Here is a 23,096-nt window from a genome sequence, read left to right as displayed (position 1 = left end):
ATCACCACCTCGAGACCTTTTCTTTGGTGTTTCTGAGTCCTTGCTTGGCTTTGGTCGACGTTTTCCGTGTGACCTGTTTGGCGTCATCTTTGGCTTTGTCGCGCATCCGGCCCGACTCCGATTTTCGGAGGTTATTGTACCGGCGCGCATGGGCTTTCGTCGAGTTCGCTGATTGACCCAGCTTGTACGCTTTCGAGTTGCTGTTCTCGAGTTTCGTCTGGCCGCTTTTGGTCACAGGACCGTACTTTCCGTTTGCGTACCCCCGGTGGACATTTCGAGCACCACGCACAGCACTTCCAGAGGCAGCTTTTGCTTTGCTGGCCCCAGCAGCAGCCGATGCCGGATTCGTGGCAGTAACACTCTTCTGGGCGATCGTCCGGACAGCAGGGCTGCTCCAGTAGACGGTCATGATCATCGCGATGATCGCGGCAGGAATCAGGGTCAATCCGATGAACAACGAAAACAGACCCTTCACAGAGGACTCGAGACCTCCAACTTCCCATCCGAGTCGAAAAAGGATCGCCGGCGGTATCCCTGCAAGCACCAATCCTGGATAGATTCCAGCAGCTTGCCGCGCCATATTTGCGGCGGGACTGAACGGCCAGACATCCAGTGCCCAAAGGACACCCAATAGCGGCATTACCGGTGTCAATACACAAATTGCAATCCACCGGAGGGCCACGACAAATCCAGCAACTACTAAGAAAAAGTTCGATATGACGACCATTGCCAGAACCGTAAACATCCCGCCAAGCGAGGACTGGATGAGTCCATCAAGTCCTGCAGACATGTCATCAACAGGAGCGATAGTCATCCCAACTGCGTCAACGAATTGAAGCGGAATCGAAACCAACGGAAACCAGACGAACGTTCCCATAAACACGAGTCCTAACCGCCTCATGAGGCGTTTTCGACGATACGAACTCATCGAGCCTGCGCGAAGTCCAATAAACGCGAACGCGATCACAATCAGCATGATCGCTAACGGCATAATATATGCTAAATACACATCCTGATACAGGCTATCCCATGGCGCATTATCCGGTGTATTGACTACCATGTATCCGGAATCTGATTCAGGGGTTGGAACACCGACAATTGGTCCCAAGAGTGACTCATAAATATTGTTCACAAGACCAAGAAGCGCGTCAGTGAAGTCTTGAAGAATGTTCTTGATCCCATTCTCTACTTGGTCCTGCAGCCATGGCATTTAGTTCTCACCTCCAGCAGCCGTTGATTCACCGGGGCCACTCTCAACAATAGCGAGCTCACACGACTCATCACTGTACTCGATTTGCTGGGTATACGACGGATCAGGACCAACCTGAGTAATGGCCGTCACGGTCATCGGTTCTGTACCGAGTTCCCCACAGTTGAGCGAATGCACAGCTCCTTCGGTACCATACACCGAATCCGCAGAATAGACGGTTGTCTCTCCCGGTGGTAAACGGACCTCGTGGTAGTATGATTGTGCATCCTTCGATTGGAGTCGAGCAACTGGGGCACCGTCCCACTTGAGTTCGGTGAGTAAGGATGGAATCGTTCCCTTGTTCTCTATGACAACTGCCGCATACTCATCCCAGACTGGTGAGTTCTTGTCCCAGTCCATATCTGGATTCTCTGCCGCCCAGAGCACGTCGGTGATTCTGCACTCTGCATCGAGCGAAATCGTCGTCGAGTCGATTGGATCATCGCTCTCGAGACTCTCGAGGGCGATGAGTTCGTACTCGCCAGTCGGAAGGTCGTCTTCATACCTGCCGAGGATCTCGAACGAGGCTTCAGTGTCATCTTCCTCGAGACGGGCTTGGTCGAATAACTCGCCATTCGGATCGACGAGGTTGATGAACGCAGTCGAACTCTCCCCAGTCACTTCGACCTCGAGATTCTTCCCGTTCATCTCGACGTTCGCGAAGACATCGCTATCTTCAGTGCTGAGTCCGGTTCCATCCGCTGTACTGTTGTTCGACGGATTCGTGGAGGAGTCCGACGTACAGCCAGCAAGTGCGGCGGTACTCAGTCCGATGCTAGCAAGCATTGATCGGCGAGCGATACGACTCTCGTGAGTTGGATTGTTATCTGTCATCGGTATCTGTGAGTCCAAGGAATGCGCCGTCAGTCAGGTAGTCAAACCCGTAGACGGCCAAGGCAACTGGCAGGAACCAGAGTAGCGTTACGAGCGCTAACTGGACCAGTTGAGCAAACTGTGGGTACTTCGGCGGAGCCTTTGCTCGATCCTCTGCAGTAGCGTACATCGTCTCCGTACGCCACCAATCCTCGGCAACGTACGTTCCCTCAACCAGGAGCGATGGCCGCTCCTCGAGGTGGAGTCGAGCCATGCCACTGGCGTTGAGGGGAGCCGACTGGTTGCCGACTTCCACACGCCCAGTCGTCACTGGCTCTCCAGTTGCGTTTTCCGTCACTGTTGCTTCGACGACCACTCCTGAGTAATCGTCCTCGAGCACGGTCAGATTGAGATTGGTTTCGCGAACGATGCCGTCGTCCGCGAGCGAGACTGTTTGTGACTGGCCGCGAACAATGCCGTGAACGGTGACCGTGTCAAACGAATCGGCTGTAATCGATTCCGACTGCAGCGCCACGGACGATGAGTTTACGTACTGATCGACAGGAGTAACGTCGATTGCCTCAGCAAGGGACGGCCCAGCATGTTCACTCCCCCAGGCGTCTTCAATCTCGAGCGGTGGTTCGACCGTCTCCGTCGCGCCGCTCGAGACATCCGGTTCTGCCTGCATGGGGACCGCGTAGAGCTGTGCCGGACGCACTGTGGAATTTGCTCGAGTCGTCCCGGTCTCTGTCCGTGAGACCATCGTTTGCCAGCCGGCGTCGCCAGCGGAATAGAAGCGCCAGTTCCCGCGAACTCGTGTTCCATCGTCAATCTCAATCACTGACCAGATGGTACTTGGGTGAACGACAGCGCCCGTCTGTTCGTCATCGGTTTCGAACGTCGTTTGGGTTCCAGTGGCAGTGTCGATTTGGTTGACAGTAGTGTTGCGCGAGTCAGTTACTGTGAGTTGGTCGGACGGATGAGTGAGCTCTGTCTCCCACGAGCCATCACAGGAGTCCGCACTCTCATTATACTCATCACACGTCCGCCGTTCGTGTCGGAGTTGAGCAGAGATATCTACCGCAACTGTCAGCGTTGGGTCGCCTGACAGGCCGCTATACTCGAGGGTTGACCGGTGGCTGATGTTGGAATCGAGTTGCTGACCAGCGGCCTGGAGATCCACCCCATCGAGTTCCGCTTCCTCGAGGGACCACTCCTCACGCACTGGGCCGCTCTCACGATCGTCTGGAACCTCAACTCGATAATCAGCTGTCGCAAGTACCTCTCCCTCCGGCGCGATGTATGTGGTTGACTCGGTACCTGACTGGAGGACCGTCGACGGTTGAACAGCGAAGATGCTGGCGTGTGCGTCTTTGATGTACCGGCCATCCTCGAGGTCAGCCGACTCCGGATGAACTGAAGTCGCTGCATCACCAGCGGTATACTCACCGAAATCGCCGCGATTCCACTGCTCGACATCCTCGATTGGATCGTCGAACAGGTAGTCCGTTGACCTCGAAAGGCGCTGTGTGAATTCCGCAGACGATGACGCGTTCGCAGCAAAATCGTCGCTCGAGAGATTTTCCTGGTCTGTATCTTCTGACCACAGTAAATAGAATCGCGACTCGTTGACGCCGTGATCAGGTCCACCTGCAGTGACTGCTGTACTCGAGTGTGAATCTGCTGCGAGAGCTGTGGTGCTCGCAAGGCCACCCAAGAGACTACTCGTGCCGAGGAGGGCGACCACGACGAGCATCGAACGGGCCGGGGCCATCTGTGAATGGATCAGAATGGCTGCACACAACTCGAGAACTCGAATCCCATCTGACTTCCAACATTATCGATGAGCTCGGGCGAGATGAGCGCAAGGACGATGATGCCAAATCCAACACCCGACATCACCAGTCGCTCTTTGGCGGTGTTCTTTTTCTCGGGATTGCCGCCCGCGCGCATGTACGAGAGCCCCGCTCGACAGACGTAGAAACCCGTTGCAGGGAGTCCAAGCCCGGCAATTGCTCCAAAGACGATGGTGATTCCTGTTTCGACGCCAGTTCCACAGTAGACATCACCGACATCCGACTGGGCAGCCGCTGAGCCAGTCATAATGACGAGGAATGCCATCCACATGGCGACCGGGAGTATCTTTGGTGACACTCGGGAGGACAGAGTTCGGAACTGACCCGAAAACATGGATTGCTCATCAGGGCGTTTGGCAGATTGTTCAACGGAATCGGGTGCGGGACTATTACTCATGTGTGGCAATATCTGGGTGGAGTGCGTCAGGCTGTGGCTGGTGGTCCTCATCGTTGGATAGCGATGCAATCAGGCCCTCGAGGTCGTACGTTGTATCACGACTCACATCGGCAACCAATGCGTCCCAGTCCTGCGGGGTGCTCTCACAACTGGTCAATCGTGTAGTCAATACGTCTCGAACGGACCTGGAGGCAGTGGTACTGCAACCCCACCTGGGGAACACCGCGTTGACGGATATGATCGGAATTCGTGTGTGAGCAGTCTTGCACAACATTATTTCGTGCCCTAATGTCAGCACTGAATACTCCTTATTGGTGCTACATAATAGTTACTACTGGGTGGCATTATTAGTAATTTAAGTATATGGTATATTCATCTATAGATATCAACTATTGTATTTGAGTGAGTGCTCTTTCCAATACAACGGTCACCGTGGAGGGAAGGGTGTCCTCGACGATTGATGCAATCCACTCGTTCAGTTCTCTACGCGACACAATCCAACGTCCCATCCCAACCATGTCCAATATCCGCCCAGCGGTCATCCCCCCCTTGTGCCCATCCAGCGACCTTTTGAGGTCTTCTCGAGGCAATCAGACGTCAAGCGAAAGCTATCCAATCTCGAGTGTGTCGACGGCATCGGTGACTCGACAATCGTCTTCGTTTTCTACTGTCCAATCAAATCAGGAGAAAGTATATAACACAACACAAACAAAAGGAGTTTGATATGGGGTCTTGGACTTCAACCGCACAGCGAAACTTGGCGAACAGAAAAGAAGACTTCGAGGACGGCGATCTTGACCGAAACGCAGACTATCTCTACGCAGCTCGAGATACGACCGAGGCGCTCACCTACCTCCAGATGGGAGCAGGCCATCATCCAACTGTAAAGGACGAGATTGATCGGTTGGCAGGAGAAGCAGCGGAAGTCCTCTCGCGAATGTCGACGTGGGAAACGATGGAAGATGATGAAACGATTCCAGAAGATGCGAAAGCAGATCTGAAAGAAGTGATCGACGAGGCACTTGAACTGTCGATGGACTACCGCAGTTCTGACTTCCAGTTGGAATCGATCCGCCACTAAGATATCTTCTTCCCAATTTCGAGTGCGTCGACGGCCTCGAGCGGTTCGAGGTCGTGATCGACGAGGCGGCTCGCTGCGAGCTGCCACGCTGCTCGCGAGAGTTCGGGATCGGCGTCTTCGTAGTGAACGCTGAACTCGGTCAGTGCGACGGCGACCAGGAGGTCTTCGCGACGATCGTCCAGAGGCATCACTGCCGTTGGCCTCGGGATCACATTTGAACGTTAGTACCGGAATCTCTTAAGATGCGGAAGAAGTAGTCGTCGAACTCGACGAGAATCTCGTCGCCCAGGACATCGTCGGTGACGTTCTTGTAGTACGCGACGCTGTAGATGACTTCACAGCCACAGGTGTGGTGAGAAACAGCACTCGAGAATCTATCTCGCGTACGCTCGAGAGCGGCCGAACGGTCGCATGACCCGACCGGCGCGCTGGAATAGTCAGTGATAAAGTACGTATACGAATTCAATTCGACTTCACCTCAGCGGGTCTTGGCGATCGGCTTCTCGACGTTCTTGATGAAGTTCGGTTTTCGCCTCATACTTAATTCGCCTCTCGTTCGCGACCTCGTATTCGCTCTTGGCCTTTTGCGACACGTAAAGCAACAGAATGGCGGATGCGATTCCGGCGATCAGATGCCACGCGGATATAAACATCGGGATAGTCGCTAGCGCAACCTTGGTCGAAAACCGCACCCGGCTATTCGCCAATTTCGACGGGCCTTGTGGGATCGTTCTCGGCATACTATACATTATCCACGATCACGCTTAAGCCGCCGTAGCAGAACGAACCCAGAAAATCAGTCGTGATCGCGTTCGAATTCGCGTTCCTCGAGCACGTCGACGACGCCCTCGCGCTGGATGTGAACGCGCTGGAAGACCGCGCTGTCGCCGTCGGTATACAGCCGCTCTTGCTCGAGAGTCTTCTCGTCGCGATCGTCGTCGACGACGCCACGCGAGTGGAAGGCGTAGGCCTGCGTAGTGCCGTCCGCGAAGTGCGTCGCCCGGATCGCCCACTCGTCGCCCCACCGCTCGCGGGCTGCGGCCTCAAGGCGCTCGAGTGTTTCTTCGCGACCAGCGAGTTCGTGGCCGGCGTCCTCGTCAGCCATCGAAACTATCCTCCTATTGGTCGTCGACATCGTCCTCGTCGCCGGCCCCTCGAGCTGCCCGACCAGCTGGCGTGTCTGGCCAATCATCGCGCTGGTACTCGCCGGCGTGCTCGCTGTTGACGTGCTCGAGGAGTTCCGCTGCACCGCCAGCAGTGAACGGACAGTCGTCGGGGGATGGGCACGGATAGGTTCGGACATCGGTGGATTTGCCGTCAGTCATCGTCCTTCTCGGGTATATACCCATCTTCGCGAATCTTATCGATTGATCTACCGTTAATGTGGGTCACGACATCGTCTTCAGTCAGTTTTATCCCAGCAAAATATCTCGCGTGGTCGTGATCGTTGAGGTTGCACCGACGGGCACCAGCAGGAACAGTTCCGCCACAGTCTTCGCGCTGACAGTTCATTGAGTCGGTAAAACTCGGAAGTTCGCTCCGATGCGAGTCGACCATATGATCTTTCACTCGGTCCTCACCTGGGTTGTTGAACTCATCACAAAATGGGCAGTTCATACCTGGCGCCTTATACTCTGGATTAATAAGCGTACCCACTAAACACGCTACAGTCGATCAATCTCCTCAAGGACGATTTCTGGCTTGTCGAAGACTGCGTTGACACGGGTCAACACCTACCTGTCGATCCGACTTTGGCCCTATCCAGTACTCGAACTTACTCGGCTCCAATGCGAGTATACTGGGAGTATGGTATGGTCACACGAGAAGTTTGAGGTAGTCATACTCACAATAGATAAGTGTCGATGTCAGACACAACGATTGGAGTTTCAGACGACGTGAAAGGACGTCTCGAGCCCCTGAAAAAAGAGTGGGGTGCGAGTTCGTGGGACGAGTTCCTGGACGAACTCGTGAAAGAGAACGTCGAGATTGATCCAGAGGACCTTGACGAAGTCACAGTCGAGAAGCGCGAACAGATCGAACAGACACGCGCGACTGTTGTGGGTGTTCTGGAAGCGCTCGACGAAGCGAACATGGTAGATGAGGCGGTGGGCATCATTAAGGAACTGAGCCAGCAACGGATGCTGGCAGAACACCGCCGAATCGTCGAGCACCTCATCGAGAAGTCGAAGACAGGCGGCGAAATCAATGAGGTCGATCGGCTACTGGCCCGGATGGTTATTGAAACCGAGGGAACTCGCGATCAAGAGACCCCAGCTGCCGAGATCGCACGTGGGCTATTCGACGAATCTACGACTGCAAAACGGGAGACCAAACAGAAAGCTACCTCAAGTGGTAATGAGTCGAACACTGGGGGTAGCACCACACCCGATGAAGACGAGAGTACAGTTGACAGCCAGATCACCGTCTCTGCAGGTGGAATGGACGAAAACAATGAGGAAATGTAACAGCACACGATGACTGATACCAATACTACTGTCCCGACCGTTCAGGCCGAGAATCGCCCTCAAACGAACAGCGAAACCGCTGACCCGATCAATCTCCTTATTCAGGAGTTTGGTCAAGAAGCTGGAAAGCAAGTGGGTAGCGCACTTGCTGAAGAGATCCATAAAGATCCAGAGGTCCGCCGTGCTGCGGCTACAGGTGCAGGTGTCGGACTCGGAGTCATCATCGGGCTAGGGCTGCTCGCTGCCGCCACCCAATAATTCTCGTTTTCGTACCTCGACCGAACTGAGTTCAGACCGGCCTTTGGCGAAGCAGTCTCAGAAGTTCTACAGTAGTGTGATTTGGCTAGATCGTAGTATATCCCGATTGAACCACCTTCCTTCTCGAGAACAAAGCGAGCTAGTAGGAGTCAAAGGTCTACCATCAGTTGCTCGGTCTTCTCGCGCTCCGTTGCGGCCTGGCAGACCCCTTCGATCCCGTCGACATTGAGATCGACCATCATCCCATCGTTGGCCCGACCTTTCGAGACGATCTTCCAACGCTCGAGTTCCAAGGCGGCCTTCGAGACATCGTCGACACGCCGAGCCGTTCGGCGATCGGGAACTCGACTGCGGCGCCGTCGACGGTCTCGTCAATCGTGATCGTTTCCTCCGCGGTGTCAGTGGCGGGATCGTCACCGCCGTCAGTTTTCGTCGCACTCATGCTGATGTGCCTCCATCGCAACCAGTGGCCGCTCGGACTTCCTGAATTGCGTACTCTACGAGGTTTTCCGAAGTCACGTTGTAGCGTCTGAGGAGCTCGTGCTTGTCTAACTCGCCGTGGTACTCGAGGTGGTGTTCGACGAGGTTCTCGACCGCGCTCATCAGCCAGTCGTTGTCCGCCGATGGTTGTGCGCCGCCGTCGTGGACTGAATCGTGACACTCCCGGCAGAGGTAGCAGCCCTGTTTGTTATCGCCGCAATTGGTGAATCATCCGGAATGGCTACCCACTTGATCTGCGCCCCCGAGAGCGCATCGTCGAGATCGTCGGCGACGGGGTCGAAGAAGACGCCCTCGAAGATTTCCGCGATTTTCTGGGCATCGCGCTCAGTCGCCGTGAACAGTTTCTCACTATCGCTGTCCGAATCGCTTCCCCAAAACACCCGTCGTGATCCGTCGTTGTGGATGACGATCGTGAACGTTCCGCCGTCTGGAAACGAGATACGGTATCGCTGTCCAACTCCGGGTAGGTGTGTCTCGAATACCTTCATACTCGTAGTGGACCGAGCAGCGTAATCATTGTTCGGTCGCCAAGGATTCTCAATTTCGCCTGAGGAGGAGTCTCGCTGTTCCTGTGGCAACGGAGGCTAAGTGATACCAGCGTTCTTATATCGGTCGTTCAACTGAGTAAGCAGTAAATAATGGCGATGGATTCGTCTCGGCCGCCGAAAGAGCGCGTCTATCTTCTGCTCGACGGGAGGCATAAAGAGAGCTGGCTCTCTTTGGGGACGAACCTCTTCATTATGGCACTTATCGTCCTCAACGTTGCGACGTTCATTGCGGGGACGGTGTCGTGGATCGGTGCCCGATACGGCCAACTTTTCGCTGCGTTCGACGTGTTCTGTGTCGGTGTGTTCACTGTCGAGTACCTGCTCCGGGTCTGGTCGTGTACGGTCGACGAGCGCTACTCGAGCCCGATTCGTGGTCGCATTCGGTTCATGCTTTCCCCCTACGCGCTTATTGACCTGATCGCGATCTTCCCGTTCTACCTCCCGATCGTACTCGGCGAGGCGGGCGCAGAACGGATGCTCCGTATCTTCCGGCTGTTCCGCCTACTGAAGATCGCGCGATACTCAAGTTCGCTGACGTTGATCACGAACGTTTTCCGGCGAAAATCTGAGGAATTGCTTATCACCGTCCTTGTGATGAGCATTTGGTTGGTGTTCGTTTCCAGCCTGATGTACTACGTCGAGCGGGCCGCACAGCCCGAGGTATTTTCCAGCATTCCGGCTGCGATCTGGTGGGGCATCGTTACGCTGACGACCGTCGGATACGGCGATGTCGTCCCCGTGACGCCACTTGGCCGTGCACTGGGGGCGACAGTCGCACTCCTCGGTATTGCGCTGTTTGCACTCCCTGCTGGTATCGTCGCTTCCGGATTTGTCGAGGAACTGGAGCGCCGACGGCAAGGGCAACAGTATTGTCCCCACTGCGGAGAGGAAGTCGACGAACTCGTCGACGAACCCCCCCAACCTCATGTTCACGACGAACTGGAACGAGAACAGTGATCTAAGATGGATAGAGTTCAACCAGATATATTACCTCTCTTGGGTTTAATGAGCCACATCAAATGAGTAGTAGAGATGGCGGCAGTGGCGTGAGTGACATTATCGCATATAACCTCAATCCCTACGTACTGGTGATACTCGTCCTAGCCGGGGGGCTCTGGGTATTCGGTCATACTGAATATGCGACGCTTGCATTCCTCGCCTTCTTACTCGTATTCACAATCCGGAATATGTGGCTGGCATATTCTGACCTACTTGGATGACTCTTTTTCGGAATCTGCGACCGCCTGGGAGATATCGCGATCCGTGAGGTAGCCAATGATCTCACTCGCTTTCGTGACGAGTAGATACCTGAGGCCGTTCTTCTTCATCATCGCGGCCGCGGTTTCGATACTTTCCGATTCGTTGACCGTTGCCACCGGTGATAGTGAGCATTCCGCAAGCGTCGTGGTAGAGACATCCGTTTCGTCATCGACTAACGTAACCACCTCAGAATGAGTGAAAACTCCGACCGGGTCCCCGTCTTCTGTCACAACTACTAATTCAGCATCCGGTTCAGTCAGCTTCTCAACGGCTCGAGAAGCCTTCCGGTCCTTCTCGAGTTCCGCTGCTCGCTTGCGCATTACTTCCCCGATGTAAAACGGAATCATGGATGCTGAAACTGTAAGCACGGACTTATAGCCTGTGGGATTGAGGAGTTTGACGAGGATTAGGATATCTATAGTCCCGACCGGGATCTTGCGATTCAGCTGGATTACTTCTCACCCACGAATGTTAGATCAGAAGTGATTTCGAACGTGGATTACCGCCATCTGTGGACAAGACTCTGTCTGACATGTGTACACAATAGTACTAGAAGCAGCAGTAGCCCGATCATCAGAATTCGGTGTGTCCATCGGGGCGTCACAGCGTGGACAAGTAACGGTTGTTGGCATTAGGTCAGTCACCTTCGTGGTTAATTTCTACTGTTATTTCGACATCAGTTCGTACCCAGCCTCAGCCAAGGCGTTATCGACGATATTACGGTGGGAATCGTCGATCGGCTCGCGTGGTTGCACTTGTTCCGACCCGGATCGGATCGGTTCAAACTGATAAGTGATGGAAGTGAATTCCTCGTCGATTGTCTGGCCACGGAGTTCGACGACGATCTCGCTCGGATACGTAAAGACCGAGTGGCCTGTGACTTCGTGGATCTCTTTCACCACACCTCGTTCTTTGGACGCGGTTCTATTGAATTGGGTTGCCTAGCCCCGTCAAAATACACGTTACTTGAGTGTTCGTTCCTGAGGCTGTCCGTCTCCACTATCGGCGTCCTCAGGGCGGTTCGATTCGAAAATTTGTGGATCGAACTCCTCATCAGGACTCGAGAGCCAGACCTGTTCAAGGGATTCGAGTTTCCGAAGGGCTTCGGGAGAGCCGAGGACGAAGAGGTCGTCACCGGCCTCGATCCGATAATGGTGGTCGGGAATCGTTTCGGTCTCGCCGTCAGCAGAGCGTACAGCAATGACCGTGACATCAAGACTGCCGAGAGACTCACCGATGAGCGGGCTTTCAGTTGCTATCTCGAGAATGCTCATGGTTTCGTCTTTCCGACGGAGCATCGCGGCGAATTCCCGTTCCGGGTGAGAGTTCGCCGAAAGTGTCATCAACCGGTGGTCTGCCGTTGGATCGACCTCAGCCGCTGTCGCCTCGTCGATTACGAGTGTCGCCACCGAACCGACACTGGCTCGGAGTTCAGCCGTTCCGAGTCTCGTCTCTGTCTCGTCACCATCTGTACGCCACAGCTGAACGGTATCTCCGGGAGAAGCGCTAAACGGTGGATCCGTGGGAACTGCCACGCCGACGGAGTTCGGAGGTATTGTCTGGCCCAATCCGGCAGCCCGCTGTCCAACAGCGAGGTACGTAACGGCCCCATCTGGACCAATATCCACGTCGACGTACCCAATGTCGTGTTCTTCCTTGAGGCGTGCGATCACCTGAGAGTGGAGTTCCTCGATCGTGAGCCCTTTGGGGAAATCCATCGATTTTCCCGCAATCACGCGTTTCGTCTCCGCATCGACGGGGTCGTATCCCTCTATATCTTCGACAGTTTCGGGGACCGTGACGGTGATAAATCTGCCAGTTGCGCGCACAATAGGGCTTAAATCCGGTTGAAGTCGTTTCCAAGTGAACCGATCGGAAGAGCCCATGGCATCGCCGAGACGTCGACCACCGTAGGATGCGACTCCTGCTGCAACAAATACGGAGATATTGAGTAATGCTTCGCTGGGCGACACCACCTCACCACGACTAGAAATGAATTGAATGAGTGTTAGGCGAGTATTGAGATACACGGCGACCACCCCGAGCCCAACGATGAGCGTCGCACCTTCTGGGAACATATTTCCTGTTCTCACACGAAACACGAGTGTGACGATTGTAGTAACCACGAACGCGAGCAGCGAGAGCGCTAGAACGCTCACAAGTGCCGCTATTAGCGGGTGAGCGGCAACTGTCGATAGGAGACTCACGCCATCACCTCCTCGAACTCGCGTAATTTCTCTGGTTTACCGGCGAGTATCAGCGAATCACCGGCGTGAAGCTCAGTGGATCCTGTCGGGGCGATGATCGAACCCTCCGGCCGCCGAATCGCCAGGATCGTGACCCCGTAATTCGAGCGGACCTGCTGGTCACCGACCGTCATACCTGCGAGAGGACTCCCGTCGGCGACCATCACCGTTCGGAACCGATTTCCTCCCCGCTTGAGTATACCGATCATCTCGTATTCTCGTTGTTTTCCACGCGAATGGATGGTCATCGGCGCGAACTCCGATCGAATAACACGTCGTCCGTCCTCGTACGGGACCGCAATCGTTACCTCTCCTTCACCACCTGTCGTCGTCATCTTCGGAGTGAGCTGTGTGACGGGTTCGTCACCCCCGTCGGTTTGTTTCGCTTCTGCTTCCGTCGGTTCGGTCGGAACTTCAGCACCAGTGGTCCGAGCACTCACAACCGGGCCTGTAACGTCACCATCCGGGAGTTTTACTGTGACTCTATCACCCCGTCCCACACCGGTCGGCAACACTGTTTGAATCGACACAGCTCGCCGACCAGAGGGGACGCGTCGCGAGAGGCCAGCAGCGGTCGGTGCGGCTGCGATCTGGGCTCGCCCCTGTTTGTCAATCGTGGCGGACGCTTCCGCGAGTTCATAATCAGTCAACAATCGTTCTTCGAGCTTTGTCTCAAGCTCTGAAAGCGAGAGAGTCGCGGGGAATCGCCACGAACTCGTGCCCACCTGATGACGGAGATTATCCGGTAGCGGTGGGTACCCTTCGATATCGGATATCCCACCGATCGGACGAATGTGGACCTGTCCGTACGAATCAATACGCTCCGCGAGGTCCGCGGACAGTGTCGTTTCCCGCAGCGCCTTTAACGTGAGTTTCCGCGGTGTCGCAGTGGCGAGCTTGTCGCCCTGGCTATGCGCCCAGAGACTCGCCATCAGAATGACTAATACCGCTGTGATACCGGTCCAACTTCCAGCTAACGTGGGGTCTATCAATCCCATTAAACCACCGGAGACGCCGGCCAGGGTCCCGCCGAGTGCGACAACGCCGAGTCCCGGAATGGTGACAGTGGTGAAGTATTTGAAAATGAATCCGATGGAGAATGCGATGAAGGCAGGAAAAATAGCTGCAAGCAACCCAAGGTACACTCCAAGTAGGAGTTCAGATGCCGATTCCAAAACCATATACAGCCTTCAATAACTGGAGGAGTATAGACATACTGTTTGTTCACTGTTTGCACTGCGATCAGCTGAAGTGGCGAGACCACGAATCCTTCTCTACCGACATAGTTCCTACAGCGAAGATTCAATGGGTTGCTCACCATTTCGGAGAATATGACTATACGAGAGCACAACTCCCAACATGATCACGCCGCCTCGCTTCCATTAATTTCGGAATCTGCGACCGTCACGGCAGTCGAAGCAATGGACCGCGACCGGAGGACTGAGATTCGGAATGCGTTACTCAAGTTAGGTACCAAACATGGCTTCGAGGCGGTGATTCCTGATCGCGGCCCCATCGACTGGGATGAAGTGTTTTCCGCGGCGACACACGCAACCCGAAAGCTAGCCCCGAGGATCGGCGCATTGCGTGACCGATACGAACGAGCACATCCGGCCCTTGTCAAGATTACCCTCGAAACGGAGGACCCAATCAATTTCGCAGCAGGGCAGTACCTCTCACTCCGATACGGAAATCGGACACGTGCATACTCGATTGCTAGTTCTCCGAACCAAGATGAGACGGAACTTTGCATCCGTCGTGTCCCGGATGGCCGTCTTTCACCACGACTGTGTAACGAACTCTCCGTCGGCGATCGGCTCACGATTAGGGGGCCGAACGGACATCTCCTCCTTGAAGATCCGTCGAAACGGGATCTGGTGTTTCTCGCCACGGGAACCGGCGTTGCACCGATGAAGAGTATGATCGATTATACGTTCGAAGAAGGACGAGATGAATTCCGAGACGAAAAACGGGATGTGTGGCTCTTTCTCGGCGCGGCGTGGAAAGACGACCTACCATACCACAAGGCGTTTGAGAACCTCTCGGAAAGCCATGGCAACTTCCACTACGTTCCGTGCCTCTCCCGGGAGGCATGGCTTAACTCATGGGCCGGCGAAACGGAATACATCCAAGATGCGATGTTGAAATTCGTCGACGAGCGGTCGCTCGACGATGCTGCGTTCGGTCGCCATATGGCCGATCTTCTCGACGACAGGCCACCGATCAAGTTGGACACCCGGATCGACCCGCACGAACTGGAAGTGTACGCTTGTGGAATTAACGCGATGGTATACAGTCTCGAGACTGCTGTCCGGCGTCTGGGGGTCCCATCCCGACACGTACACTGTGAGGGATACGGATGATGAAGCCTCACAGCCGCGACAGGTCGAATGCCCTCGGGTCTTGTCCCAACGGTGGGTCAGGCATCTGCGCTGAAATCACCGTTGTACTTCCGATACCCATCGAATTCGCCACGGCGAATCTCACGCTCGATTTCATCACGCGTCTCCGTATCCAGTCGGACGAGATGACAGAGCGGATGTCCCGGTAGTGCAATCGGGTTTTCGAGTGCTCCGACGATCAGTCCCGTGAACGGAGCGGTTACGATGTGCTCCTCGGTTTTGAAGTGATCCGTAATTGTACAGATCGTTTCACCCTCGTGAACAAGCGGATACGGGCCCCACTCCATATCAACGAGTCCGCCCGTGTCGGCTCGCAGCCATCGCTTTTCGCTATCGGCCGCCGTAACCTTGTACCAGCCGGGCCATTGGACCGGGACATCCCGGAGAACACCGTACTGTGCTAAGACGCTCTCGACGCCGTCTATCGCCTTCTCTATCAACGTCGGTTGGAACCGGTGAGCTCGGCCCATCTCCACCGTGATTGTCGGAATGCCATTCGACGTTGCGACCGATCGCAGTGAGTTCGATTCGCCTGCCCCATACAGGATTACGTTCGCTCCAAAGGAACGAGCAAGCGGCTCGACGTCTTCGTTGTCGAGGTCTGCCCGAACGTGATACATCGTGGTTCGGTTACGCGTCGACGTGTGGAAATCGATCCCCAAATCGCAGTTACTAATAAACCGGCTGTAAATCTGGTGGGCCATCCGTTCGGCGGTATTGCTCCGTTCTCGACCAGGGAACGCCCGGTTGAGGTCCTGATCGTAGATCGGAATGTATCGCTGCTGAGCGTGATAGGCCGGCACGTTCACAACATGGAGGCACACAATGGTTCCGTGGAGTTCTCCGGGCCGATACCGGTCCGCGACTTCCTGGAGAACCTTGACCCCGTTGAGTTCGTCACCGTGAATGGCCGCAGTCAGAAACACTGTCGGTCCCCCATGGGCACCATTGATTATCGTAACCGGGATCTCGACCGGATCACCGAGATAACTCTCGCCCACTTCATACCGGATCTGGCGTTTCTCACCAGGATCGACCTCTGCGTCGTATCTGAAGGGTTTCGGTTCAGAAATGTCGGATTCCATACTTCCAAACGATTTCGCATCCACTAAAACTACAGTGTCATCACTGTTTCCGTCCAGTGTGTAGAAGCGAGCAGGGGTGCCAATAATCAATATAGGTGACGTGGATAATCACTATCTTCATTGATTTCGGGAGAGATTGGCCAGACGTGATTGTACCTCTGCAGGCTGGGTCGCTTCCCTTTGCGACTGACTTTGCGGTCATTATCATCACGGCGGTCCTGCTGAGCTATATCGCTCGATTGACGGGTCAACCGACGATCGTCGCGTATATCTTCACGGGCCTCGTTCTCGGACCGGTCTTCCTCGACGTCGTTTCTCAGTCGGAACTCGTGGTCTTGATGAGCGAACTCGGGCTCGGATTCCTCCTCTTCCTCATCGGGATGAAGATGCGTATCGACGACATCCGCGAGATCCTCCGACCCATCGTCAACATCGCCATCTGGCAGACGATCCTGCAGACCGCACTCGCCTTCGTCGTCGCGTTCGCGCTGGGCTTTACGCTCCTCGAAACGACCATCATCGCGTTGGCGACCGTTTTCGGGGCCACGCCGATCATCGTGAAGCTGCTGTCCGACAAAGACGAACTGGCGACGCTTCCCGGAAAGATCGACGTCGGCGTCCTCATCATTCAGGACATCTATCTCGTCATCCTCCTCGCCGTTCTGAGCGCTGAGTCACTCTCGAATCCCACGGAAATCGCCGTCAGTGTCGGAACGATACTCCTGTTGATGAGTGGCGTTGGTATCGTCTCGTATCTCTCCGCCCGGTATCTCCTCCCGTCACTGTTCAAGGCCGTCGCGGACGACAGGAGGGCGTTTTTTATCGTCGGTATCGCCTGGGCGTTCGTCTTCATCTTGGGGACCGAACAGCTCAACCTCTCGCTCGAAGTCGGGGCGTTCCTCGCGGGATTGAGTCTCGCACAGGTCCCGTACACGAGCGAGCTCACCGAGCGAGTTCGCCCAATCACCGACTTCTTCATGGTCGTGTTCTTCACCAGTATCGGCCTCCAACTCGCTGCGGATAGCCTCCTCGCCTACTGGGTTGAGGCGTTGATTGCCTCAGCTGCCCTCATGATCGGGAACTTCCTGATCATCTTCTATCTCATCGACCGCGAACAGTTCACGCCGGAGACCTCGTTCATCGGAAGTCTCAACATGGCTCAAGTGAGCGAGTTCTCACTCGTCGTCGGTGCGCTGGCAGTCACTCAGGGCTTCATCGACGCGTCGATTCTGGGCTATCTGAGTCTGATGGCGATCGTCACGATGAGCCTCTCGACGTACCTCATCAACTACAACTACGAGATTTACGAGCGTGTCAAACCCTACCTCGCCCGCTTCGAAGGCGACGAGAAGCGAGACGTCGACCTCCACGTCTACCGAGACCACGCCGTTGTCGTTGGTTACGACGAGATCATTCGGGCGGCGTTGCCGGTGCTCCAGGAACACTTCGGAGACGTCGTCGTCGTCGACCGAAACCCAGCCCACGCTGAGATCCATCAGTCCGCGGATTACGACTACATCTACGGCGATTTCAAACACGGTGAGATTCGAAGCGCTGCCGGGCTCAAGCGAGCGGCGTTCGTGTTGAGTTCGACGGTCGAACCCGACATCAACCGGACGCTGCTCGAAGAAACCGGAGAACAGGCGGTCGTGTTCGCTGAGGCCGAATCGACCACTGATGCGAGTAATCTGTACGACCGCGGGGCTCACTACGTCATCCTCAGTACAGCACTCTCGAGTGAAAAGCTCGCCGAGCATCTTCGCCAGTATTTCAACGAGCCGGAGGCGTTCTGGTCGGTGGTAGACCGCGATATTGGCCACCTCCGCTGGATCCGAGGTGAGTTCGATGGTTGAGCTCCTGACGCCCCTGGGTGCGATCTTCATCGCCGCTGCGCTATTTCTGATCGTTGCAACACGGGTGGGTATCCCTGCGGTCCCGGTGTATATCATCGTCGGGCTCTTCCTCGCGCCGTTCATCCCACAAGGGACGACCCTGGAACTCGCGCAGTGGGGAGTCGCGTTCCTCGTGTTTACCTTCGGTGTCGAAGTCGAACCGGGGCGGTTCCGCGCAGTCGCGCGTGACAGCGAGCATGTTGCGGCCCTTCAGGTACTGCTGATCGGGTCGCTCGTCTTCGGTCTAGGACTCGTCTTCGGGCTTGATACGCTGAACGCAGTATACTTCGCAAGCGCAGCTGCCCTCAGTTCGTCGCTCGTCGGCCGGGAACTCGCCGTTCACGATATTCGTCGCAACCTCATCCAGGGACGCCTCATCTCGTCGATTCACTTCGCGCAGGACCTGTTCGCGGTCGTTCTCATTCTCGTGTTGAGCGCGGATGTCTTCACGCCCGACGGCATCGCACTCAAACTCGGGTACGGCGTTGTCATCCTCCTCGTCGCCGCGCTCGTCCGGGTGTACCTGTTCGACGTTCTCGTGTCGCTGTCGGGCGACTCCGACGAACTCATCATTCTGACGGGGGTCGCGCTGCTTCTCGGATTTATCAGCCTCGCGGAAATGACCGGTATCTCGATCGTCATTGGAGCGTTCGCCGCCGGGTTGGCGATCACGAGAGAGTTCCCGGACAAATTGGCACTCGAAGCAGGGCTCGAATCGTTCGACGACTTCTTCGCGGCGATTTTCTTCGTCACGGTCGGAAGCCTGATTACGATTCCCACGACACGAGCACTTCTGTTTGCGGCCGTTCTGTTCCTCGTTATCGTCGTCCTCAAGCCACTCGTGACGATCTACGCACTACTCTACCAGGGATACGAGACCAGGACGGCATCGCTGACAAGTTTCGGACTCGACCAAGTGAGTGAATTCGCCCTCATCATCGCGATCCAAGCGTTGATCCTCGGGCGAATTCAGCCGGATGTCTTCGAGGCGATCATTCTCGTTGCAGCACTGACGATGATCACGTCGACCGTTACCCGCCAGTACAGCGAGCCGCTGTATCGAGTGTTATCCAAACGTCTCCCATTGGAATCGACACACTCCAAGCTGAACAGCCGAAGTTCGGTCGACTCATCTCTCCGAGACCACGTCATTATCGTCGGGTATGGGCGACTTGGTACGCTGGCCGCGCAGACCTGTGAGGAGGAGGACCAGCCCTTCGTCGTCATCGATCACGATCCAGATCATCACGAATTAGCCACGAACCACGAGAACCACATTTTCGGAGATGCGGTAAGCAACGAGACGTTGCAACGAGCGAACGCCGATACTGCTCGATTGATCCTCTCGACAGTCGATGATCCCCGTGTGTCAAAGCGAATTCTGGGGCTAGACACGGAGGCAGACGTCGTGCTCCGGTCGAATCGTGTCGACGAAGCGGATCGCCTGTTAGGCGCAGGCGCAAGCTATGTCATCGTTCCTGATTTCCTGGCCTCGGAACAGTTATTGGAGAAGATACGAACGGTCCTTACTGACGACGTCTCCCTCGAGCAGTGGCGATTACAGAACAAACACCGTCTCCACGAGGAACTCGAATTTCGATAGTAGGGCGTTCTGAATCGGGCCTGAAATCGTGGAGTACCGCAGTGGTTCAGAGGTTCTGTTTGAGCCAAACCCCTATATTCACTGTCGAACATTCAAGACGTAATGGTTACTTCGACCTCCCAAGGCTCAATTCTCGTGCCGATCGCAAATCCGGAGACGGCAGACCAACTGGTCTCGACCGCTGTGGATTTGGCGACGGATACGGGACGCCCACTCGACCTGCTGACCGTGATTAGGGTCCCGGAACAACTCCCGCTTTCCGAAGGTGAGCGGCTGGTTTCGAACGAACGGGAGACGCTCAACTATGCGACGGAGTTGGTCAGTGATCAAGCGGTCGAAGTGACCAGCCGGATCCGCTTTGCTCGCTCGATTGCCAGCGGCATCCTCAGCGTAGCGAACGAACGGGATATCGACACGATCCTCATGGGGTGGCGGGGAAGACCGCGTCGCCGAGACATTATCTTGGGGTCGCATCTCGATCACGTACTCCGGGAGGCACCGTGCGACGTTCTCGTGAAACGAATGGACGATAACGAGGATATACAGCGAATTCTCCTGCCTGTTGCTGGTGGTCCAAACACCGAATTAGCAGCGAGCATGGCGGGCTCCCTTGCTCGGGTACACGATGCAGAGATCCACGTCATCATCGTCAATACACCGACCGAATCGGAGACAGCACGTAACGAGCGGGAAACAACGTTAGAGAACGTGATTGCAGGGTTTACTGGTGTCCCACTCATCACTCAGGAAACCGTTGAGAGCGACTCAGTCAGCGAGACAATCATAAAGCAATCAAAGACCGTTGACCTCGTTGTTCTCGGAGCGACTTCCGAAGATCTCTTCCGTCGTTCCGTTATCGGATCGCTACCGGAACAAGTAGGCAGGCAGTCGGAGAGTTCGGTGCTGATGGTCAAAGCGCATCAAAATCTCCCCTCACGGCTTGCACGGCTCGCCTCACGCATCCGACGTAACGCGGCCCTCGCTCGACGCTGAAATTTGTGGGCCTGATTCCGTAGGAGTTCTATTCCTTGGAACTCGTTCTTGAAACAGTGGTCGCCGAAATGTGCGACGGTTGCTTTGTCTATCTCTGTCAACTACCAAACTAGTAGAGGACAAGACTGATAGCCGTTAGACAGTAATGCCCGGCACAGATGGGGGAATACATCGAGTGCGACGGCTGCGGCTTTGTTCTCCGAGCTGTAGGCACTGCTGTCCCCCAGCCAAAAGAATGGGATTCATGCCCTGACTGTGGGGGTACTAATTTTAGTTTTCCAAGTGAGTGAGGCGCTGCACTAAGAAATTGGAAGAGTGTGAAAAGCCTTCATTTACAGAGGATGTCAATAGAGCGGTGATTTTTCGGGAGTTACTCGCCACACACTTATATCCATATCAACTAGGAAACGGTATTGGTGATGTTCGGTATTTCTCCTGACCTCGAAATCTTGCTGCAAAGCGCCGACGATCTTCCTTTCAGCAATCAGCCGTGGATGCTCGTCATCGCGATTCTCATAGGTGCGTACTTTCTCTCCCGGCTTATTGAGTGGGGCGGACACAAGCTATTGGATCAATCCGATCGATGGCCTGACGACTCAATCAATCGTATCTTCTTCGAGGAAATCCATATGCCGCTGTACGTCTCGGTGGCTCTTGGCGGAATATACGGTAGCCTGAGTGTTCTCGGATTCGTCGAATCGAGTTACTACATCGTCGGTGCTATCCTCTCGATACTCGTTGTGCTATGGATGCGAGCAGCGACTCGTATTGGAAGTCAGTGGATCGAAGCCGTGAATGCTACAGAAAGTGACTACGAGTTTTCCCCGATATTCAAGAACTTCTGGACCATCCTTCTCCTGATTGGGACCGGTATCAGCCTCCTCATTATCTGGGAGATCAACGTCACACCGTTTCTCGCTTCGGCAGGGATTATCGGAATCATCCTTGGGTTAGCCGCTCAGGAAGCCATTGGGAATTTGATCGGTGGCGTATCGCTGTATTTTGACGACACGTACAAAACGGGGGATGTGATCATTTTAGAGGACGGACAGCGAGGGACCGTGACTGACATCGGTATTCGGAGTACGACAGTCCTCACCCGTGACAATGTCTTGATTACAGTACCGAATTCCGTGTTGAATTCCGCCTCGGTCGTCAACGAGTCCGCTCCACAGCGTCGCAAGCGGATTCGAGTGCCGATTACGGTCGCGTACGGGACGGACTATCAAAAAGTGGAAGAGATTCTACTGGGCGTTTGTGATGAGATTCCGCTCCTCCTCGAATCGCCCTCGGCTCGGGTAATGTTCCGGGAATTCGGTGATTCTGCACTCCTCTTCGAACTGTGGGCCTTCGTTGCTCATCCATTTAGCGAACTCCGAGCAATCGATCAGATCAACCGGCTCGTGTATGACGAATTTGACGAGGCGGATATCGTGATCCCCTTCCCGCAACGGGAAATCAGCTTCCTCGATTCGGAACAAGACGTCCCTCCACAACAGCCTGTAGAACGAACATACGATGAGGAGGGGGTAGAACCGTCTAGGGATGAATCAAACAACTAAATAGATCTCCTCGTTCAACGCTCGTCCCCGATATTCTCCGAACTCATTAATGGCGGTCAATTCGTCTCTCTCGTATGGAGTGTAACCGTTGTGAATCAGGAGATGGGGTGCGAATGGAGATCCGATTCCAGAGTGAAGCGAAGATTATCACGTATCTGTGTCAGAACTGCGCCCGCTCGATGGCTGATGATCCGGAAATTCTCGAAGTCAACCCCTCTTCCCGTCGATAACTTCGTCTAAATATCTCTCGAAGGAGAGCACGTATTCTCCGACCTTCGACATTCCAATTTGGAACGAAAAATCCGATTACTGCCACGCTTGATAGAGTTCATCACGAGGCGTCGTAGAGTACTCTCCATCGTCGAATACCGTTACGCGCCCTGTCTCAGCGCTAAGGGTCATCGTCGTAACGGCATCAGGCCGCGCAGACGTGTCGGCGGCACTCATATGGCGTGATCCCATCCAATCGGCATACTGAATGCGAGATTCGGTCGACTGATTCGGATCAGACGAATAATCATGGAATCGGACCATCTGCTCCTGGACAATCCCGTCCACACTGATAACGACAGCTCCGTCACGCTCGCGAGCGACCTCAGTCGTTGCTTCATAGAAACTATCGACGTCATCAAGGACATCCCTGGATGTAGATACGGGCCATCGATTCGCTCCCATCGGATCTGCGTGATTTCTCACTGTGTGTCCCGAAACGATGGCAAAATAGAGTCCCGGACCAGTGACATACGGTTCATCCCAAGACTCGAATGCCAAACTAATATCCTCGAGACAGAACTTGAGGATGTCAATCAGCTTCTTCACACGTTCATGGGACTGATAATCGATATCCAACGACGCAGGAGTAGGCATGCCTATTTTTCGTGGAGT

At 54.9% G+C, this 23,096-nt stretch carries 27 protein-coding genes; 10 read left to right on the top strand and 17 right to left on the bottom strand.

The window, feature by feature from the left end:
* Position 1 precedes the first annotated feature (1 nt).
* From FEJ81_RS20280 to FEJ81_RS20265, 4 genes are read right to left on the bottom strand one after another with little or no spacing between them, the layout of a single operon-like run.
* Entirely contained in the window at positions 2-1,210 is a 1,209-nt protein-coding gene (locus FEJ81_RS20280) for a hypothetical protein (RefSeq protein WP_138247050.1), read from the bottom strand.
* Positions 1,211-2,035, bottom strand: a complete 825-nt coding sequence (locus FEJ81_RS20275) for a hypothetical protein (protein WP_229504812.1) — start codon at positions 2,033-2,035, stop codon at positions 1,211-1,213.
* 37 nt (positions 2,036-2,072) lie between these two features.
* On the bottom strand, positions 2,073-3,818 hold the full coding sequence (locus tag FEJ81_RS20270; RefSeq protein WP_175416506.1) for a hypothetical protein: 1,746 nt from the start codon (positions 3,816-3,818) through the stop codon (positions 2,073-2,075).
* Positions 3,819-3,847: 29 nt separating this feature from the next.
* Entirely contained in the window at positions 3,848-4,189 is a 342-nt protein-coding gene (locus FEJ81_RS20265) for a pilin (RefSeq protein ID WP_138247176.1), read from the bottom strand.
* An 850-nt stretch (positions 4,190-5,039) separates the two neighbouring features.
* Between FEJ81_RS20265 and FEJ81_RS20260 the strand changes: the two genes are divergently transcribed.
* Positions 5,040-5,396, top strand: a complete 357-nt coding sequence (locus FEJ81_RS20260) for a hypothetical protein (protein WP_138247048.1) — start codon at positions 5,040-5,042, stop codon at positions 5,394-5,396.
* On the opposite strand, the gene FEJ81_RS20255 is transcribed toward FEJ81_RS20260, so the two are convergent.
* The 4 genes from FEJ81_RS20255 to FEJ81_RS20240 all read right to left on the bottom strand — a co-directional run bounded on the left by FEJ81_RS20255 (position 5,393) and on the right by FEJ81_RS20240 (position 7,013).
* Positions 5,393-5,584 carry a hypothetical protein gene (locus FEJ81_RS20255; protein WP_138247047.1) on the bottom strand — a complete coding sequence of 64 codons (192 nt, stop codon included), beginning with the start codon at positions 5,582-5,584 and terminating at the stop codon, positions 5,393-5,395. The two genes, FEJ81_RS20260 and FEJ81_RS20255, sit on opposite strands and share 4 nt — an antisense overlap.
* 608 nt (positions 5,585-6,192) lie before the next feature.
* Complete coding sequence (locus FEJ81_RS20250; protein ID WP_138247046.1) at positions 6,193-6,501, bottom strand: hypothetical protein; 309 nt, start codon at positions 6,499-6,501, stop codon at positions 6,193-6,195.
* Between the two features lie 13 nt (positions 6,502-6,514).
* Positions 6,515-6,721 carry a hypothetical protein gene (locus tag FEJ81_RS20245; protein ID WP_138247045.1) on the bottom strand — a complete coding sequence of 69 codons (207 nt, stop codon included), beginning with the start codon at positions 6,719-6,721 and terminating at the stop codon, positions 6,515-6,517.
* Positions 6,714-7,013 carry a hypothetical protein gene (locus FEJ81_RS20240; RefSeq protein WP_138247044.1) on the bottom strand — a complete coding sequence of 100 codons (300 nt, stop codon included), beginning with the start codon at positions 7,011-7,013 and terminating at the stop codon, positions 6,714-6,716. Before FEJ81_RS20240 ends, FEJ81_RS20245 begins: the two co-directional genes overlap by 8 nt.
* 245 nt (positions 7,014-7,258) lie before the next feature.
* On the opposite strand from FEJ81_RS20240, the gene FEJ81_RS20235 reads away from it, so the two are divergent.
* Together FEJ81_RS20235 and FEJ81_RS20230 are read left to right on the top strand one after the other, a co-directional pair.
* Entirely contained in the window at positions 7,259-7,861 is a 603-nt protein-coding gene (locus FEJ81_RS20235) for a hypothetical protein (protein WP_138247043.1), read from the top strand.
* A gap of 9 nt (positions 7,862-7,870) precedes the next feature.
* The gene (locus FEJ81_RS20230; RefSeq protein WP_138247042.1) at positions 7,871-8,119 is read left to right on the top strand and encodes a hypothetical protein; all 249 of its coding nucleotides are present in this window, start codon (positions 7,871-7,873) and stop codon (positions 8,117-8,119) included.
* 238 nt (positions 8,120-8,357) lie between these two features.
* Here FEJ81_RS20230 and FEJ81_RS20225 read toward each other — a convergent pair whose 3' ends face one another.
* Genes FEJ81_RS20225 through FEJ81_RS20220 form a run of 3 tightly spaced genes read right to left on the bottom strand, consistent with a single transcriptional unit; the run spans position 8,358 to position 9,108 of the window.
* Positions 8,358-8,561: a hypothetical protein gene (locus FEJ81_RS20225; protein WP_138247041.1), complete on the bottom strand. Its 204-nt coding sequence runs from the start codon at positions 8,559-8,561 to the stop codon at positions 8,358-8,360.
* On the bottom strand, positions 8,558-8,722 hold the full coding sequence (locus FEJ81_RS23470; RefSeq protein ID WP_175416505.1) for a hypothetical protein: 165 nt from the start codon (positions 8,720-8,722) through the stop codon (positions 8,558-8,560). Before FEJ81_RS23470 ends, FEJ81_RS20225 begins: the two co-directional genes overlap by 4 nt.
* Positions 8,722-9,108: a potassium transporter TrkA gene (locus FEJ81_RS20220; protein WP_138247040.1), complete on the bottom strand. Its 387-nt coding sequence runs from the start codon at positions 9,106-9,108 to the stop codon at positions 8,722-8,724. Before FEJ81_RS20220 ends, FEJ81_RS23470 begins: the two co-directional genes overlap by 1 nt.
* A 150-nt stretch (positions 9,109-9,258) precedes the next feature.
* Here FEJ81_RS20220 and FEJ81_RS20215 point away from each other — a divergent pair, with 150 nt between their 5' ends.
* Both FEJ81_RS20215 and FEJ81_RS20210 read left to right on the top strand, forming a co-directional pair.
* Positions 9,259-10,125, top strand: a complete 867-nt coding sequence (locus FEJ81_RS20215; RefSeq protein ID WP_229504810.1) for an ion transporter — start codon at positions 9,259-9,261, stop codon at positions 10,123-10,125.
* A gap of 62 nt (positions 10,126-10,187) precedes the next feature.
* Positions 10,188-10,388 carry a hypothetical protein gene (locus tag FEJ81_RS20210; RefSeq protein WP_138247039.1) on the top strand — a complete coding sequence of 67 codons (201 nt, stop codon included), beginning with the start codon at positions 10,188-10,190 and terminating at the stop codon, positions 10,386-10,388.
* Here the strand turns inward: FEJ81_RS20210 and FEJ81_RS20205 are convergent.
* From FEJ81_RS20205 to FEJ81_RS20190, 4 genes are all read right to left on the bottom strand, one after another.
* Positions 10,377-10,775 carry a CBS domain-containing protein gene (locus FEJ81_RS20205; RefSeq protein WP_138247038.1) on the bottom strand — a complete coding sequence of 133 codons (399 nt, stop codon included), beginning with the start codon at positions 10,773-10,775 and terminating at the stop codon, positions 10,377-10,379. The two genes, FEJ81_RS20210 and FEJ81_RS20205, sit on opposite strands and share 12 nt — an antisense overlap.
* 318 nt (positions 10,776-11,093) lie before the next feature.
* Positions 11,094-11,327, bottom strand: coding sequence for a hypothetical protein (locus FEJ81_RS20200; RefSeq protein ID WP_138247037.1), 234 nt, complete (start codon positions 11,325-11,327; stop codon positions 11,094-11,096).
* A 63-nt stretch (positions 11,328-11,390) separates the two neighbouring features.
* Positions 11,391-12,635 (bottom strand): cation:proton antiporter regulatory subunit, encoded by a 1,245-nt coding sequence (locus FEJ81_RS20195; RefSeq protein ID WP_138247036.1) that lies wholly within the window; start codon positions 12,633-12,635, stop codon positions 11,391-11,393.
* The gene (locus FEJ81_RS20190; RefSeq protein ID WP_138247035.1) at positions 12,632-13,855 is read right to left on the bottom strand and encodes a TrkA C-terminal domain-containing protein; all 1,224 of its coding nucleotides are present in this window, start codon (positions 13,853-13,855) and stop codon (positions 12,632-12,634) included. Before FEJ81_RS20190 ends, FEJ81_RS20195 begins: the two co-directional genes overlap by 4 nt.
* Before the next feature lie 150 nt (positions 13,856-14,005).
* Between FEJ81_RS20190 and FEJ81_RS20185 the strand changes: the two genes are divergently transcribed.
* Positions 14,006-15,037: an FAD-binding oxidoreductase gene (locus tag FEJ81_RS20185; RefSeq protein ID WP_138247034.1), complete on the top strand. Its 1,032-nt coding sequence runs from the start codon at positions 14,006-14,008 to the stop codon at positions 15,035-15,037.
* 56 nt (positions 15,038-15,093) lie between these two features.
* Here the strand turns inward: FEJ81_RS20185 and FEJ81_RS20180 are convergent, their stop codons facing one another.
* Entirely contained in the window at positions 15,094-16,161 is a 1,068-nt protein-coding gene (locus tag FEJ81_RS20180) for a succinylglutamate desuccinylase/aspartoacylase family protein (protein WP_138247033.1), read from the bottom strand.
* A gap of 146 nt (positions 16,162-16,307) precedes the next feature.
* On the opposite strand from FEJ81_RS20180, the gene FEJ81_RS20175 reads away from it, so the two are divergent.
* From FEJ81_RS20175 to FEJ81_RS20160, 4 genes are all read left to right on the top strand, one after another.
* A complete protein-coding gene (locus FEJ81_RS20175) occupies positions 16,308-18,014 on the top strand; it encodes a cation:proton antiporter (RefSeq protein ID WP_206424484.1) in 1,707 nt (568 codons plus the stop codon).
* Positions 18,007-19,656 (top strand): cation:proton antiporter, encoded by a 1,650-nt coding sequence (locus FEJ81_RS20170; protein ID WP_138247032.1) that lies wholly within the window; start codon positions 18,007-18,009, stop codon positions 19,654-19,656. Before FEJ81_RS20175 ends, FEJ81_RS20170 begins: the two co-directional genes overlap by 8 nt.
* A 102-nt stretch (positions 19,657-19,758) precedes the next feature.
* Positions 19,759-20,649: a universal stress protein gene (locus tag FEJ81_RS20165; RefSeq protein ID WP_138247031.1), complete on the top strand. Its 891-nt coding sequence runs from the start codon at positions 19,759-19,761 to the stop codon at positions 20,647-20,649.
* A 419-nt stretch (positions 20,650-21,068) separates the two neighbouring features.
* Positions 21,069-22,211, top strand: a complete 1,143-nt coding sequence (locus FEJ81_RS20160; RefSeq protein ID WP_229504825.1) for a mechanosensitive ion channel family protein — start codon at positions 21,069-21,071, stop codon at positions 22,209-22,211.
* 306 nt (positions 22,212-22,517) lie between these two features.
* On the opposite strand, the gene FEJ81_RS20155 is transcribed toward FEJ81_RS20160, so the two are convergent.
* On the bottom strand, positions 22,518-23,078 hold the full coding sequence (locus FEJ81_RS20155) for a diadenylate cyclase (protein WP_138247029.1): 561 nt from the start codon (positions 23,076-23,078) through the stop codon (positions 22,518-22,520).
* Between the last annotated feature and the right edge of the window lie 18 nt (positions 23,079-23,096).

It is taken from the genome of Natrinema versiforme, from assembly GCF_005576615.1.
GTDB classification, from domain to species: domain Archaea; phylum Halobacteriota; class Halobacteria; order Halobacteriales; family Natrialbaceae; genus Natrinema; species Natrinema versiforme_A.
This window is presented reverse-complemented; position numbering and strand designations above follow the sequence as displayed.